The sequence below is a fragment of the Mesorhizobium loti genome, from assembly GCA_014189435.1.
In the GTDB taxonomy this organism is placed as follows: Bacteria; Pseudomonadota; Alphaproteobacteria; order Rhizobiales; family Rhizobiaceae; genus Mesorhizobium; species Mesorhizobium loti_G.
In genome coordinates, this window is sequence record CP050293.1 from 900,573 (window position 1) to 915,115 (window position 14,543).

13 protein-coding genes are annotated in these 14,543 nt (G+C 65.5%); 8 read left to right on the top strand and 5 right to left on the bottom strand.

Annotated features, from left to right (window positions below; all coding sequences use genetic code 11):
- Nucleotide 1 precedes the first annotated feature (1 nt).
- The 8 genes from HB777_04305 to HB777_04340 all read left to right on the top strand — a co-directional run bounded on the left by HB777_04305 (nt 2) and on the right by HB777_04340 (nt 7,020).
- Nucleotides 2-730, top strand: a complete 729-nt coding sequence (locus HB777_04305; protein ID QND63220.1) for an ABC transporter ATP-binding protein — start codon at nt 2-4, stop codon at nt 728-730.
- Nucleotides 727-1,455 (top strand): ABC transporter ATP-binding protein, encoded by a 729-nt coding sequence (locus HB777_04310; GenBank protein QND63221.1) that lies wholly within the window; start codon nt 727-729, stop codon nt 1,453-1,455. The genes HB777_04305 and HB777_04310 overlap by 4 nt, the downstream gene beginning before the upstream one ends.
- Nucleotides 1,442-2,305 (top strand): branched-chain amino acid ABC transporter permease, encoded by an 864-nt coding sequence (locus HB777_04315; protein ID QND63222.1) that lies wholly within the window; start codon nt 1,442-1,444, stop codon nt 2,303-2,305. Before HB777_04310 ends, HB777_04315 begins: the two co-directional genes overlap by 14 nt.
- Entirely contained in the window at nt 2,302-3,327 is a 1,026-nt protein-coding gene (locus tag HB777_04320; GenBank protein QND63223.1) for a branched-chain amino acid ABC transporter permease, read from the top strand. Before HB777_04315 ends, HB777_04320 begins: the two co-directional genes overlap by 4 nt.
- A 13-nt stretch (nt 3,328-3,340) precedes the next feature.
- On the top strand, nt 3,341-4,357 hold the full coding sequence (locus HB777_04325) for an alcohol dehydrogenase catalytic domain-containing protein (protein QND63224.1): 1,017 nt from the start codon (nt 3,341-3,343) through the stop codon (nt 4,355-4,357).
- 12 nt (nt 4,358-4,369) lie between these two features.
- A complete protein-coding gene (locus HB777_04330; protein ID QND63225.1) occupies nt 4,370-5,158 on the top strand; it encodes an alpha/beta hydrolase in 789 nt (262 codons plus the stop codon).
- Nucleotides 5,159-5,185: 27 nt separating this feature from the next.
- Nucleotides 5,186-6,406: an acyl-CoA dehydrogenase gene (locus tag HB777_04335; protein QND63226.1), complete on the top strand. Its 1,221-nt coding sequence runs from the start codon at nt 5,186-5,188 to the stop codon at nt 6,404-6,406.
- Nucleotides 6,407-6,471: 65 nt separating this feature from the next.
- On the top strand, nt 6,472-7,020 hold the full coding sequence (locus tag HB777_04340; protein QND63227.1) for a flavin reductase: 549 nt from the start codon (nt 6,472-6,474) through the stop codon (nt 7,018-7,020).
- Between the two features lie 49 nt (nt 7,021-7,069).
- Here the strand turns inward: HB777_04340 and HB777_04345 are convergent, their stop codons facing one another.
- The 5 genes from HB777_04345 to HB777_04365 are packed head-to-tail and all read right to left on the bottom strand — an operon-like array spanning nt 7,070 to nt 14,464.
- A complete protein-coding gene (locus HB777_04345) occupies nt 7,070-7,882 on the bottom strand; it encodes an NAD(P)-dependent oxidoreductase (protein ID QND63228.1) in 813 nt (270 codons plus the stop codon).
- A gap of 3 nt (nt 7,883-7,885) precedes the next feature.
- Complete coding sequence (locus tag HB777_04350) at nt 7,886-9,088, bottom strand: pyridoxal phosphate-dependent aminotransferase (protein QND63229.1); 1,203 nt, start codon at nt 9,086-9,088, stop codon at nt 7,886-7,888.
- Nucleotides 9,085-10,704, bottom strand: coding sequence for a hydantoinase B/oxoprolinase family protein (locus tag HB777_04355; GenBank protein ID QND63230.1), 1,620 nt, complete (start codon nt 10,702-10,704; stop codon nt 9,085-9,087). The genes HB777_04350 and HB777_04355 overlap by 4 nt, the downstream gene beginning before the upstream one ends.
- On the bottom strand, nt 10,701-12,797 hold the full coding sequence (locus tag HB777_04360; GenBank protein QND63231.1) for a hydantoinase/oxoprolinase family protein: 2,097 nt from the start codon (nt 12,795-12,797) through the stop codon (nt 10,701-10,703). Before HB777_04360 ends, HB777_04355 begins: the two co-directional genes overlap by 4 nt.
- Nucleotides 12,794-14,464, bottom strand: coding sequence for a thiamine pyrophosphate-binding protein (locus HB777_04365; protein QND63232.1), 1,671 nt, complete (start codon nt 14,462-14,464; stop codon nt 12,794-12,796). The genes HB777_04360 and HB777_04365 overlap by 4 nt, the downstream gene beginning before the upstream one ends.
- Between the last annotated feature and the right edge of the window lie 79 nt (nt 14,465-14,543).

The following is a 14,543-nucleotide window of genomic DNA, read 5'->3' on the forward strand; positions in this document are numbered from 1 at the left end:
TATGGATAGAGAAATCCTGCTGAAGGCGCGCGGCGTGTCGAAGTCCTTCGGCGCCGTCCGCGTCCTGCATGAGGTGAGTTTCGACGTTCATCGGGGCGAGGTGCTGGGCATCCTCGGCCCGAACGGGGCGGGCAAGACGACGCTGTTCAACATGATCAGCGGCGACTTGAAGGCGTCCGGCGGCGAGATCCAGCTCGGCGACACGGCGCTCCGCGGCGAGCCGCCCTTCCGGCGCTGCCAGATGGGGATCGGGCGGACCTATCAGATCCCGCGTCCCTATTCCGGCATGACCACCTTCGAAAACCTGCTGGTCGCCGCCGCTTTCGGCGGCGGCCGGTCCGAGAATAAGAGCTATGCTTTCTGCGCCCAGGTCCTGCGCGATTGCGAGCTCTCCGACAAAGCCAATGTCTCGGCCGGCGCTCTGACGCTGCTCGACCGCAAACGGCTGGAACTGGCGCGCGCGCTGGCGTCGGATCCGAAGTTGCTGCTGCTGGACGAGATCGCCGGCGGGCTGACCGACGATGAATCGAAGGCGCTGGTGGCGCTGGTGCGTCGCATCCGCGACCGCGGCATCACCATCGTGTGGATCGAGCATGTGCTGCACGCGCTGCTGGCGGTGGCCGACCGGCTGTTGGTGCTGAACTTCGGCGAGAAGATCGCCGAAGGCGTGCCCGCCGAAGTGATCGCGCTGCCCGAGGTCCAGCGCGTCTACATGGGGATCGAGGTATGACGGCCGTTCTTTCCACCCACGGGCTCCTGGCCCGCTATGGCGACTTCCAGGCGCTCTATGGCGTCGACATCGAACTGCATCAGGGTGAGGCCGTGGCTCTGATCGGCGCCAACGGGGCCGGAAAATCCACCCTCCTGCGCTCGATCATGGGCCTGCTCCCTGTGGCGCGCGAGATGGTGCTGCTGCACGGCGAGCCCGTCGGCGGCACCGCCACCGACCGCATGGTCCAGAAGGGCGTCGCCATCGTGCCGGAGGGCCGCCGCCTGTTCACCGGCATGTCGGTCGAAGACAATCTTCGCGTCGCCATCGACCAGGCCGCGCGCATGGGCGCCAAGGGCGGATGGACGCTGCCGCGTTTGCATCAGCTGTTCCCGATCCTCAAGGAGAAGGCCCGCACGCAGGTGCAGAGTCTCTCGGGCGGGCAGCAACAGATGGTGGCGATCGGCCGCGCGCTGCTGTGCCAGCCGCGCGTGCTGCTCTGCGACGAGATCAGCCTCGGTCTTGCGCCCAAGGTGATCCGCGAGATCTACGCCGCCTTGCCCGAAATCCGCGCCACCGGAACGGCGATGATCGTGGTCGAACAGGATGTCGGCCTCGCCCGGACCGCCACGGACCGCCTCTACTGCATGCTGGAGGGGCGCGTGACCCTGACCGGCAGGTCCGCCGAAATCACGCGCGAACAGATCGGCAAAGCCTATTTTGGAGCGGGCCATGGAGTGGTTTGACGCCTTGGTGCAGGGGATCCTGCTGGGCGGCATGTATGCCCAGTATGCGCTCGGCATGGCGCTCATGTTCGGCGTCATGCGGATCGTCAACATCAGCCATGGCGATCTGGTGATCCTCTTGTCGCTGATCGGCATCTCGATCGCCACGGCCTGGGGGCTGGGACCCTTGCCTGTGCTGATCGTATTGGTGCCGCTTGCGGTGCTGATGGGCTGGGTGCTGCAGAAGGCCGTGCTGAACCGCGTGGTCGGAAGCGATCCGCTGCCCTCGCTGATCGCCACCTTCGGACTGTCGATCGCGCTGCAGAACCTGATGCTCCAGATTTGGTCCGCGAACAGCCGGTCGTTGCCCGGCCACGGGATCGAGAGCCAGTCCATCGAGATCGGCGGTATCTATATCGGCCTCCTGCCGCTGATCGTGCTGGCAGTCGCCACGGGTCTGACATGGGGCCTCGACCTGACGCTGAAGCGCACGCGCTTCGGCCGGGCGCTGCGCGCCGCGTCGGCCGATGTCGAAGCGGCGGCGATGACCGGCATCAACCCACGCGCCGTCTATGCGATGGCGACAGCGGCGGCGGTCGGCATCCTCGGCTTTGCAGCGGTCTTCCAGGCGTTGCGGTCGACCGTTGCGCCGGCCGATGGACCTGCCCAGCTGATCTACGCGTTCGAAGCGGTGATCATCGGCGGCATGGGGACGGTATGGGGCGCCTTCGCCGGCTCGATGGTGCTCGGCATCTCGCAAGCCATCGGCTTCCGCATCGATCCGGGCTTCGGCGTGCTTGCTGGACATATCGTCTTCCTGATCGTGCTGGCGACCCGTCCTCAGGGCCTGTTTGGAAAGGCATTGTCATGAGTGCGATCCCCTATACGGCAACCGAGGTGCCCGAGGTCCTGGTCCAGCGCCAGACCCGGTCCGGTCGCATCGCGATGACGCTGGCGGTGCTGGCGATGATCGGTGTCGCTGCCATGCCGTGGTGGGCCTCGACCGGCACGATCCGGTCGGTTCTGGTGCTTTGCTGCTATATCGCCGTCGCGCAGATGTGGAACCTGCTCGCCGGCTATGCTGGCCTTGTCTCGGTGGGCCAGCACGCCTTCATGGGCGCGGCCGGCTATGCGCTTTTCGTGCTGGCGCAGACTTACGGGGTCAATCCGTTTGTGGCGGTCTTCCTGTCGCTCCTGGTGCCGGCCGCGCTGGCTGTGCCGATCTACCTGCTGCTTCATCGCCTGGACGGCCCTTATTTTTCGATCGGCACATGGGTGGTGGCCGAGGTCTTCCGGCTGACCGCCTCGAACCTGCCGCTCGTCAATTCCGGCGCCGGCATGTCGCTGCGCGTGATGAAGGACTATTCGGCCTTCGAGCGGAATGTCGCGATGTCGCTGCTTTGCGCGGGGATGCTGCTCGTCACGCTGGGCGGCAGCTACTGGCTGCTCCGCTCGCGCTTCGGCCTTGCGCTGATCGCCATGCGCGACAATCCGGTGGCGGCTGCCAGCCAGGGCGTGAATGTCGTGAAGCTGCGCTTCCTGATCTATGTCGCGTCGGCGGTCGGCTGCGGCCTTGCGGGCGCGATCTATTTCATGGCGCAGCTGCGCATCACCCCGGGTTCGGCCTTTGATCCGATGTGGGCGAACGTCGCGATCTTCATCGTCATGGTCGGCGGGATCGGGTCCATCGAGGGCGTTCTGATCGGATCGCTGATCTTCTTCGTCGCGGACCGGTGGTTCGGCGAATACGGCGCGACCTATTTCGTCGTGCTCGGCCTGATGACGCTCCTCGTCGCGCTCTACGCCCGCACCGGCATCTGGGGCCTGATCTCGAAACGATGGGATGCGCCGTGGTTCCCGATACGGCGCAAGCTCGTCGATCCGAAGCATTGAAAGGGAGGATTTCATGAAAGCGGCCATCTTCGATACGGTCGGCAGCCCGCTGCGGATCGGCATGGTGCCGGATCCGACGCCGGCACCCGACGAGGTCGTCTTGCGTGTCGCCGCCTGCGGCATCTGTGGCAGCGACCTTCACATCACCGAGGATCCGGTGCCCTTCGGCATCGGAAGCGGCTTCGTCCTTGGCCACGAATTCGCAGGCGACATCGTCGCGGTCGGGTCGGAGGCAACGGGCCTTCGGATCGGCGACCGCGTGGCTGTCGTGCCGATGCGCGGCTGTGGACACTGCGAGGCCTGCGGGCGAGGCGATCCGGGGCGCTGTCGCGAGATGGAGCTGATCGGCGGCGGCTATGCGCAATACGCGACCGTCGCCGCACGCCAGTGCCATATCCTGCCCGACGACGTGGCGCTCGAGGATGGTGCGTTGGCCGAACCGCTCTCGGTCGCGCTGCATTGCATCATCCGCTCGGGCATGAAGCCGGGAGACCGGATCGCCATCCTTGGCGCCGGACCGATCGGCCTGCTCGTCGCCTTCTGGGCCCGGCGGATGGGGGCGTCGCGCGTGGTCGTCGCCGACATTCACGGCCATCAGCGCGAGCGAGCGCTTGCTCTCGGTGCGACCGACGTCGCGCTTTCCGACGAAAGGCTGGCGGAGAATCTCGCCGACCTTTGCGGCGGGGCGCCCGATATCGTCTTCGAATGCGTCGGCAAGCGCGGCCTCATTGATGCGGCGGTCAAGGCCGTCCGGCCGCAGGGCACGGTGGTCGGCGTTGGCCTGTGCATCGGCGGCGACCAATGGGACCCGTTCGTTGCGCTGATGAAGGAAGTGAACCTGCTGTTTTCTGTCTTCTTCCACCAGCGCAACGAATTCGGCGTCGCCCTCGATGCCCTGCGCGGCGGACCTTTCGCGCCGCAGGCGCTGATCACCGATCGGATCGATCTTCCGCCGGTTCCGCAGATATTCGAGAGCCTTCGCCGCCGCACGACGCAATGCAAAGTGCTGATCCAGCCGGACCTTGTCTGAGGAGAAATGAAAATGGCCGTTCAATTCGAAACGCTCGAATACGATGTCGGCGGCACGAAAACGGTGGTGAAGGCCATCGGCGAGGGCAAGCCCGTGCTGTTCCTGCACGGCGCATCGACGCTTGAAGGCTTCGACTTTGCCGAAGGCCTCGCCGACCGTTTCCGCGTGCTCTGCCCGAGCCATCCGGGCTTCGGCTTTTCAGGCGCTGCGCCGCATGTGGCCGTGATGTCCGACATGGTTCTGCACTACCTGAACCTGCTCGATATTCTGGACCTGCCGGAGAAGCCTCACCTCATCGGCTTTTCCATGGGCGGCTGGATGGCGACCGAACTCGCCGGCCTTGCACGCGAACGCTTCGACAAGGTGGTGCTGATCGCGCCGGCAGGGCTCAACGATCCCGCGCACCCGGCCACCGATCTAGGCGCGGTCGCACCGCAGGAGCTGCCGGCCTATCTGGCGCATGATGTCTCGGTGGCGCTGCGTTATTTCCCGGATGGATCGGACCCCGCCTTTGCGGAGGCCTTCGGCGCCGATCGCGCCCGCGAAGGCGAAACGCTCGGCCGGCTGCTGACACCATTCGGCATGGGCCATCCGAACCTGCGGCGCTTCCTGGCACGCATCACCAACCAGACGCTGGTCGTCTGGGGCACCAAGGACCGTCTGCTGCCGGCGAGCCAGGCGCCGCTCTTCGTCGAGGCGCTGCCTAACGCACGGCTGGTCCTGGTCGAGGACGCCGGCCATTTCGTCATGCAGGAAAAACCCGAAACGCTCAGGAAGATCGGCGACTTCCTCGCCGGCTGACCGCATTTGAAAAAGGAGGAGAAGACAATGAACAAGCCCATCAAGCACAGCTCGTGGGGGACGACCACCGACTACCGCGACCTGCTGAAGAAGATCGCGGAGATCGGGCCGGCCCTGGAAGCCAACGCCACCGCCGACGAAGTGAGCGGCGAACTGACTGCGGCCACGTTCGAGCTGCTGAAGCCGCTGCGCATGTCGCATATCTTCGCCGCGGAGAGCCTCGGCGGCGCGCAGTTGCGACCCACCCAGGGTCTCGAACTGCTGGAGACGATCACCTGGTATTCGGGAGCGGCCGGCTGGGTTTCAATGGTGCATTGCTGCATCGGTGCGATGTCGGCGGCCTTTCTGCCGGACAGCGCGGTCGAGCGGCTGTTCGCGCCGGGCACCGACAACCGTTTCTCGGGGCAGGGCGCGCCGCTCGGCATGCTGAAGAAGGTCGACGGTGGTTACCGGCTGAACGGCAAGTGGAGCTATGGCAGCGGCTTCAGCCACGCCACCTATAGCCACAGTGCCGCCTTCGTCGACGACGGCACCGGCAAGCCCGCCAAGGACGACAAGGGCAATTTGATTATCATGTGCGCCCATGCCCCGATCTCCCAGCACAAGCAGCTCGGCAATTGGGACGTCCTGGGCCTCGGCGGCACCGGCAGCATCGACTATGCGGCCGAGGATGTCTTCATCGCCGACGATCTCGTCTTCCCGATCCTGACCGCACCGCCGCTGCGCCAGAAGGAGTTCTTCAGTCTCGGGGTCGTTGGCCTCGCTGCCATCGGCCATACCGGCTGGGCGCTCGGCACCGGGCGGCGGATGCTGGACGAGATCGCCAAGTTCGCCCGCTCGAAGTCAGGCCGCGCCGGACTGATCGGCGAAAGCGAGAAGTTCTGGCACGACTATGGCCGCGCCGAAGCCCGCTATCGCGCTGCCCGCGCCTTTGTCTTCGAAGTCTGGCGCGACATCGAGGCGACAGTCGAAGCCGGCAACAGCGTATCGACGCGGCAGATCAGCCTTGTCCATCTGGCCAAGTCCGAGATTCACGAGGTTGGCGTCGATATCTGCAATTTCGCCTATCGCGCCGGCGGCGGCGCGTCGCTGCGCGCCGGTGCGATCCAGCGCACCTTCCGCGAGATGATGGTGGCGGCCAACCACTTCACGATTGCGCCGTCGATCGTCACCTCGGCCGGCCGCGACATCGGCGGCCTGTGGAGCGACCGCACCTGGCAGTTCTACGACCTGATCGAGAAGAAGTAGTCGCGAGGGCCGGACAGCGGACGCCGTCCGGCCCCTCCTTTTTATGCTGCAGAAGAGAGATGTCGATGAGCTTCCCGCATCCGATGACCAACGCCTTCCGCGAAGCCTTTCGCCACCACCCGGCCGGTGTGGCCGTGATCACGGCCGATCCCGGCGACAGACCGGTGGCGATGACCGTGTCTTCGCTGATCTCGGTAAGTGCCGCGCCGCCGGTCGTCGCCTTCTCGCTATCGATGAAATCGACCTCGTCCGAGCCCTTGCTGCGAGCCGAGACCATGGTGATCCACCTGCTGCGCTTCACCGATATCGACCTGGCGCAACTCTGCGCCTCGAGTGGCGCAGAACGCTTCCCGCCAGGGGGCGCCTGGGCGCGTCTGCCCACGGGCGAGCCGCGCTATACCGGCGTTTCGACCTGGTTCCGCGCCCGCCGGCTCGGCGTCCTGCCGATCGAGGGCGCTACGCTGGTCGCGGCCGAGCTTCTGGACGGCGAAGTGCAGCCGGACGAGGTCCCTCCGGAGGCGCATTCGCTGGTCTATCTCGACCGTCGCTGGCATCGCCTGCACAAGGAACTGGACGGCGTGGCCGAGCTTCTCGAGTCGTCGCGTTTTCTCTAGGCGAACCGAGTTCCACGGCGAGCCGCGAGGGCTGTCCCGCTCCTTGACCTTATGCCGGCTTGTCGTCCGGGTGACCGAGTTCGCAAAACCAGCCGCCCAGATACTTCACCGAGGGTGCCTTCGGATCGGGAACCGGCGTCCTCGCCTCCACCGCCGCGCGGAACGGCTCGGCACTGTCTTGCGGAATAAATCCGATATGGTCAGCGCCACTGTTGTCGACCATCTTCAGCTTGTTGTCTGAAATGCCGAAGGAGATCGTGTGGCCGACGCGCGGCGCGGTCAGCGCGGCCTCGACCAGGCGCACGCAGTCGGCGAAGGAGAGGTACGACCACAACATGCGGCGGTCGGCCGGTTCGGGAAAGGACGAGAAGATGCGCAGGCACGCAGTCTCGATGCCGAACTTGTCCCAGTAGAGCCGGCTCAGGCTCTCGACGAAATTCTTCGACACGCCGTAGAGGCTGTCGGGGCGCACCGGCGCGTCGACGCCGATATGCGCCTCGACTTCATGGTAGCCGATGGCATGCACCGAGGAAGCATAGATGACGCGCTTCACGCCGTGTTTCCGGGCGCCTTCGTAGATGTGGTAGGAGCCGCGAATACTGGAGTCCAGGATCGTCTGCCATGCGCATTCAAGCGGCGCGCCGCCGAAATGCACGATCGCGTCGCAGTCCTTGGTGGCCGCGATCGTCGCTTCCATGTCAGCGAGATCGAAGACGGCTTCTTCCTCGTGAGGAGCAAGCTCGCCGAACGGTTCGCGGCCCGCGAGGCGGATCGTTCTTGCCAGCGGCACCAGTCCCTTTCGCAGTTCCGAGCCGAGCCGGCCGGCGGCGCCGGTGATCAGGATGCGTTCGTAATGCGGCATGGTCTACTCCACTTGTGCGACGGCAGTGTTGATCCGCGCGATCGCCTCGGCAAGCACCTCCTCGCTGGTGGCGGTGGAGATGCGGAAATAGGGTGAAAGTCCATAGACAGCACCTGGCACCGATGCCACGCGGCCTTCGTTCAGGAGATAGGTCGCCACCGCCGTATCGTCCTCCAGCACGACGCCTTTGGGTGTCTTGCGGCCGATCAGGCTGGCGCAGCCGATATAGGCATAGAAGGCGCCTTCCGGCGGCGGCAGCGTCAGGCCGTTGATACGCCTTATGCCATCGACCACCAAATTCCTGCGCGCCTCGAATGCCTCGCGGAAACGGGTCACCTCGTCCTGCGGGCCATTCAGCGCGGCGACCGTCGCCGCCTGGGCGATCGAGCAGACCGAAGTGACCGACTGGCTCTGAATGGTCGACATCGCCTTGACCAGTGGCGCCGGGCCAGCCGCGTAGCCGACACGCCAGCCGGTCATCGCATAGGCCTTGGCGACACCGTTGACGATCAGGCTGCGGTCCTTCAGGTCTGGGCAGGCCTTGCCGAAGGATACGAATTCGCGGCTGTCGAAGATGATGTGCTCATAGATCTCGTCGGACAGGATGAGCACCTGCGGATGCCTGGCAAGGACGGCGCCAAGCGCCTTGAGATCGTCGGCTGAGTAGACCGCGCCGGATGGATTGCCGGGCATGTTCAGGAACAGCCATTTGGTTCTCGGCGTGATCGCCCTTTCAAGCAACTCGGGCGTCAGCCTGAAGCCGCCGCTTTCCCCGCATTCGACCGTGACGGGCGTGCCGCCAAGCAGCTTCACCATCTCGGGATAGGACACGAAATAGGGCGCGGGCAGGATGGCCTCGTCGCCAGGTTCCAGCGTCGCCATCAGCGCGTTGAAGATGATCTGCTTGGCGCCGTTGGCAACGACGATGTCGTCGGCCGTGTAGTCCAGTCCGTTCTCGCGCCTGAACTTCCCGGCCACGGCCTCGCGCACTTCCGGCGAGCCGGCCGCGGCGGTGTAGAGGGTCTGGCCGGCCTTTGCGGCCGCGTGCGCCGCTTCGATTATGTGGGCAGGCGTCGGAAAATCAGGCTCGCCAAGGCCAAGGTCGATGACGTCGACGCCTTTGGCCCGTAGCGCCTTGGCGGCCTGCGAGGCCGCCATCGATGCCGACGGCTTGACCACGGACAGGCGCGAAGCAATGTAGCTCATCGGCTTTTCTCCGAAACATAGCCCCTGGACACGTCCTGTGCCCGCGCCTCCGTACTGCGCTTGGCCGGATCGCCATAGCCGCCACCGCCGGGAAGTTCCAGAACCAGACGACGCCCTTCGGGGACGTGCTGCCAGCCCTTGGGGCGCATCAGCGTGCCGTCGTCGAGCCTGACGATGCCGGCAATCCCGTCCTCGCCGCCATCGCGGCCCTTGGCTGGATGTTTGACCCGGTCGAACATGGCGGAGAAGTCGAACTCGTGGCCTTCGGTGGCCGCGATTTCGAGGATCTGGCCGAGGCCGCCGCGAAATTCACCGTCGCCGCCCGAATCGGGACGCAGTTCCTTGCGCCAGATGACGATCGGCCCGGTGTGTTCGGTCGCCTCGATCGGCATCGTATGGACCCCGGACGGAAAGGCCGTGGCGGAAAGCCCGTCTAGCGTAGGGCGTGCGCCCATGCCGCCGGAATTGAACATCAGCACCTCGGCGCGACGCCCGTCGCCACCGGCGACCGGCCTGACCGAGATGTGGATGTTCCACAGTGCCGCCGCGCCTTCGGCCAGGATCTGGCCCGGCAGTGCCTTGGCCAGCGCGCCCAGCACCAGATCGGGCACCATATGGCCGATGACGTGGCGCAGCGACACCGGCGCCGGCCGCGGGGCGTTCAGGATGTTGGTCGGCGACGATATGGTGAACAGAGCAAGCGAGGCCGCATTGTTTGGGATCTCCGGCGCCACCACGCATTTCAGGGCGTAGCAGGCATAGGCCTTGCTGTAGATGATCGGAACGTTGATGCCCCATCGGCTTGTCGGATCGGTGCCGGAGAAGTCGACGTTCAGATGGTCGTCGCCGATCGAGACGGCGGCCACCAGCTTGACCGGCGTGTCGTAGCCGTCGGTCACCAGTTCGTTCGACCAGGTGCCTTTCGGCAGTGCCTTGATGCGCTCCAGCGTCGCGTCGTGGGTGCGCGTGAAGATGAACTCTCCCAGCCTGTCCAGCGATGCCAGACCGATCTCCTTCATCATGTCGACCAGGCGACGGTGGCCGACCTCGTTGCAGGCGGCCAGCGAATAGAAGTCGCCGACAACCTGGTTCGGCTCGCGCACATTGGCGCGCAGGATCTTCACCAGATCGAGGTTCACCTTGCCGCGTTCGGCGAACTTCATGATCGGGATCTGGATGCCTTCCTCGTAGACCGACTTGCCGTCGGCGCCGAAGCCGCGGCCGCCGACGTCGACCACATGCGCGGTGCAGGCAAAAAACGCCACCAGTTCGCCGTTGAGGAACGAAGGCGAGACCATGGTGATGTCGTGCAGATGGCCCGTGCCTTTCCAGGGATCGTTGGTGACATAGGTGTCACCCTCGTACATCTCCTCGCGCGGGATCTCGTTCATGAACTGCAGCACGGCCTCGGCCATGGTGTTCACATGCCCGGGCGTGCCGGTCACCGCTTGCGCCAGCATCTCGCCGCGCGGATTGAACACGCCGGCCGACAGGTCGCCCGATTCACGCACCGATGTGGAGAAGGCCGTGCGCAACAGGGTCAGCGCCTGCTCCTCGACCACCGAGATCAGGCGATTCCACATCACCTGCATGCGGATTTCCAAGATGTCGCTCATGCCTGGACCCCTTTGCGGATCAGGAGGATCGAACCGTCGCTCTGCAGCACGGCATCGAAGAGAGTGGTGACGACCGTCGACGTCTCGCGCTCGACGATCACCGCCGGGCCGCTGATGCGATCCCCCGGCGAGAGGTCAGCGCGTTCGATGATGGCTGAAATCTGCACGGTTCCGGTCGCCGGATCGAAAACGCCGCGCGTCTGCGAAGCGGCGACAGTTCTGGTCCCCATGGTGATCTCGTGCCTGGCGGGGGCCGGCCGCACGTCCTGCGCCTTGACCGACCAGGTGACGATCTCGATTTCCAACCCGTCGAGTCCATCGATGGCGCGGCCGAAGAAGCGCGCGTAATTGTCCCGGAAGGCGTCCTTGACGCCTGCCTCGTCACCGGGCTTGAACGCCCTGTCGGGCAGCGGCACCGGGATTTCCCAACCCTGGCCCGCATAGCGCATGAAGGCGGTGATCTCGCGGGTGATGGCACTGTTTGTGCCGGCCCGCACGAAGCTCTCGGCGGTCGCCTTCAGCCCGTCGAGCAGCGTATTCACCTCGCATGCATCGAAGCGCGACAGACGCATCAGCTTGGAAGCCAGCGCCTCATAGCCGAACGGCGCCTTGAGGAAGCCGATGGCCGAGCCGACGCCGGCGCCTTGCGGAACAAGGCACTGTTCGACGCCAAGCTTTTCGCACAGCCGCGCCGCATGCAGGGGCGCGGCGCCGCCAAAGGCGATCATGACATTGTCGGAGATGTTCTTGCCGTTTTCCACCGCATGGACGCGGGCGGCATTGGCCATGTTCTCGTCGACGACCTCGCAGATGCCGAAGGCGGCGGAAACGGAATTGAGCGAAAGTCGGGTGCCGACATCGCGGGTGATCGCCTGCTCGGATGCCTCGGTGTCCAGCCTGATGGCGCCGCCGGCGAAATTGTCGGGATCGAGCTTGCCCAGCACCAGGTCGGCATCGGTGATGGCCGGGCGACTGCCGCCGCGTCCGTAACAGGCGGGACCGGGTTCGGACCCGGCACTTTCCGGGCCGGTCTGGATGCGCCCCATGGCGTCGACCCAGGCGATTGAGCCGCCGCCGGCGCCGATTTCGATCATTTCGATCACCGGGATCGAGATCGGCATGCCGGAGCCCTTGCAGAAGCGATAGGTGCGGGCAACCTCGAAGGTCCGCGCGGTGCGCGGCGAATAATCCTCGATCAGGCAGATCTTCGCGGTCGTTCCGCCCATGTCGTAGGAGACGACGGAGTCGAGATCGAAGCGCCGCGCCACGTCGGCCGCGAAGATCGCGCCGCCGGCCGGGCCGGACTCGACCAGGCGCACCGGAAATTCGGACGCTGTTTCCACCGAGATCAGGCCGCCGCCCGAGTGGATCATGAACACCGGGCAGTTCGCCCCCATCTCCTTCAGCCGCACCTGGAGGCGCACCAGATAGTCGGCCATCTGCGGCCGCACATAGGCATTGGCGCAAACCGTGTTGAAGCGTTCGAACTCGCGCATCTGCGGCGAGACCTCGGCGCTGATGGAAATCGGTATGTCCAGCTTCGCAGCGAGGATCTCTCGCGCTCGCCGTTCATGCACCGGGTCCATGTAGGAATGGATGAAGCCGATGGCGACGGCGCCGAAGCCGCCGGCGGCAATGCTGTCGGCGATCTCGTCGAGCGCTGCTTCGTCCAGCGGCTGCAATTCCTGCCCGTCCGCGCCGATGCGCCCCTTCACAGTATAGCGATGCTCGCGCGGGATCAGCGGCGGCGGCAGTTTCAGGTTCAAATCATACTGTTCGAACCGGTTTTCCGTGCGCATCTCGATGACATCGCGAAACCCTTCGGTGGTGACCAGCGCCGTCTTGGCGCCGCGCCGCTCGATGAGCGCGTTGGTCGCCAGCGTGGTGCCGTGGATGACGATGTCGAGGTCGGCCAGCGTGATGCCGGCGTCGCGCACGACGATCTCGATCCCGTCGAGGATGGCCTGCTCGGGGGCGGCATAATTGGTCAGGATCTTGGTCGAAAAGATCGTGCCGCGCACATCGACCGCGATATCGGTGAACGTGCCGCCGATATCCGCGCCGAGACGGATGTCATTTGCCGTACTGGTCATGCGTTGGCCTTCTGCGAAGCGAGCGCTGCGTCGCGCATTTGGGAAAGGGTCTGACGCGGCGTGATCGCTTCCGGGGAAATATCCAGCTCCAGGACCGCGCCGGTCGCGGATGCCAGCGCCCTGCCGAAAGCGCCGGCGAAATCGCTGGTCGCGCCGACCCGCTCGGCATGGAAGCCATAGGCCCGGGCGATGCCGACGAAATCCGGGTTCTCGATGTTGGTTCCCGACACGCGCGCCGGATAGTGCCGCTCCTGATGCGCGCGGATGGTGCCGTAGATGCCGTTGTTCAGGATGAGGACGATCGGCTGCGCGCCGGCCTGCATCGCCGTCCCGAGTTCCTGGCAGTTCATCTGGAAATCGCCGTCGCCGGCAAAGCAGACCACCGTGCGTGAGGGAAAGGCCACCTTGGCGGCGATGGCCGCCGGCAGGCCGTAGCCCATCGCCCCGGATTGCGGCGCCAGCAGCCGTGCCTTCGGCCCGAACTTGAAGAACTTGTTTGGCCAGACGGTGAAATTGCCGGCACCATTGGTGAGGATGACGTCGGCGGGCAGCGCCTCGCGCAGCCAGCGGCTGACCTCGACCATGTCGACAGGACCCGGCTGGGCCGGCGCCTCGAATGTGCCCTCATAGCTTTGGCGCGCCTGCGACCGCCACGCGGCCCAGTCGCCCTTGACCGGCGAGAGCGCCTTGGCGAAGGCGTTCGGGCCGGAATGGATGCCGATCGCGGGCACATAGATCTTGCCGATCTCGCGATCCGAACCGTGCACGTGGATCAGCTTCTGCTTCGGCTCGGGCACGGACAGGAGCGTGTAGCCATCCGTGGTCATCTCGCCAAAACGCACATTGATCGCCAGGATCACATCGGCATCGCGGATCAGCTTCTTGACATGCGGGACCATGCCGACACCAGCCTCGCCGACGAAGACCGGCGAGTCATTGTCGAATTGATCCTGGAAACGGAACGCCGCGACCACCGGAATGTCGGAAGTTTCGGCGAAAGCCTGGAGCGCGGCACGCCCGTCAGCGGACCAGTTGGCGCCGCCGATCAGGATGACCGGCCTGCGGGAGGCGGCCAGCATGGACCGGGCCTCGGCCAGCGCGTCCGCATCGGCCGCGGCCTCGAACATCCTGGCCGGTCCGCTGAGTGCCGCGACATCGGTCAGCGTCGTCAGCATGTCCTCGGGCAGGGCGATCACCACTGGGCCGGGCCGCCCGGTGAGCGCCGTGGTCCAGGCACGGGCAACGATTTCCGGCAGGCGCTCGACATCGTCGATTTCGACAGCCCATTTCGCCATCGTGCCGAACACGGCGCGGTAGTCGATTTCCTGGAACGCTTCGCGGCCGCGCATGTCGGTGCCGACTTGGCCGACGAAGACGATCATCGGCGAACTGTCCTGCATCGCCGTGTGCACGCCGATGGACGCATTGGTTGCGCCTGGGCCACGGGTTACGAAGCAAAGGCCTGGCGAGCCCGTCAGCTTGCCATAGGCAGAGGCCATGAATGCCGCACCGCCTTCGTTGCGGCACAGCACGTAGTCCAGCTTGCCATGAGTGTCGTGCAGCGCATCCAGCACGGCCAGGTAGCTTTCGCCCGGCACACCGAAACTCTTGGTCGCGCCGAGCGCGATCAGGCACTCGACAAGGAGGCGACCGCCATTGCGGATCATGCTTCGACATCCTTCATTCAGGCGGCAAGCCAACCGAGCCTGCCCTTCGGGTTCATACGTGCACGCTGCCGGATCGAGA

Bases quoted from the DNA above. Each gene is read 5' to 3' on its own strand.
- HB777_04335 (QND63226.1), top strand. From the start codon at position 5,186: ATGAACAAGCCCATCAAGCACAGCTCGTGGGGGACGACCACCGACTAC.
- HB777_04355 (QND63230.1), bottom strand. From the start codon at position 10,704: ATGAGCGACATCTTGGAAATCCGCATGCAGGTGATGTGGAATCGCCTG.
- HB777_04340 (QND63227.1), top strand. From the start codon at position 6,472: ATGAGCTTCCCGCATCCGATGACCAACGCCTTCCGCGAAGCCTTTCGC.
- HB777_04310 (QND63221.1), top strand. From the start codon at position 727: ATGACGGCCGTTCTTTCCACCCACGGGCTCCTGGCCCGCTATGGCGAC.
- HB777_04330 (QND63225.1), top strand. From the start codon at position 4,370: ATGGCCGTTCAATTCGAAACGCTCGAATACGATGTCGGCGGCACGAAA.
- HB777_04365 (QND63232.1), bottom strand. From the start codon at position 14,464: ATGATCCGCAATGGCGGTCGCCTCCTTGTCGAGTGCCTGATCGCGCTC.
- HB777_04305 (QND63220.1), top strand. From the start codon at position 2: ATGGATAGAGAAATCCTGCTGAAGGCGCGCGGCGTGTCGAAGTCCTTC.
- HB777_04315 (QND63222.1), top strand. From the start codon at position 1,442: ATGGAGTGGTTTGACGCCTTGGTGCAGGGGATCCTGCTGGGCGGCATG.
- HB777_04360 (QND63231.1), bottom strand. From the start codon at position 12,797: ATGACCAGTACGGCAAATGACATCCGTCTCGGCGCGGATATCGGCGGC.
- HB777_04320 (QND63223.1), top strand. From the start codon at position 2,302: ATGAGTGCGATCCCCTATACGGCAACCGAGGTGCCCGAGGTCCTGGTC.
- HB777_04350 (QND63229.1), bottom strand. From the start codon at position 9,088: ATGAGCTACATTGCTTCGCGCCTGTCCGTGGTCAAGCCGTCGGCATCG.
- HB777_04325 (QND63224.1), top strand. From the start codon at position 3,341: ATGAAAGCGGCCATCTTCGATACGGTCGGCAGCCCGCTGCGGATCGGC.
- HB777_04345 (QND63228.1), bottom strand. From the start codon at position 7,882: ATGCCGCATTACGAACGCATCCTGATCACCGGCGCCGCCGGCCGGCTC.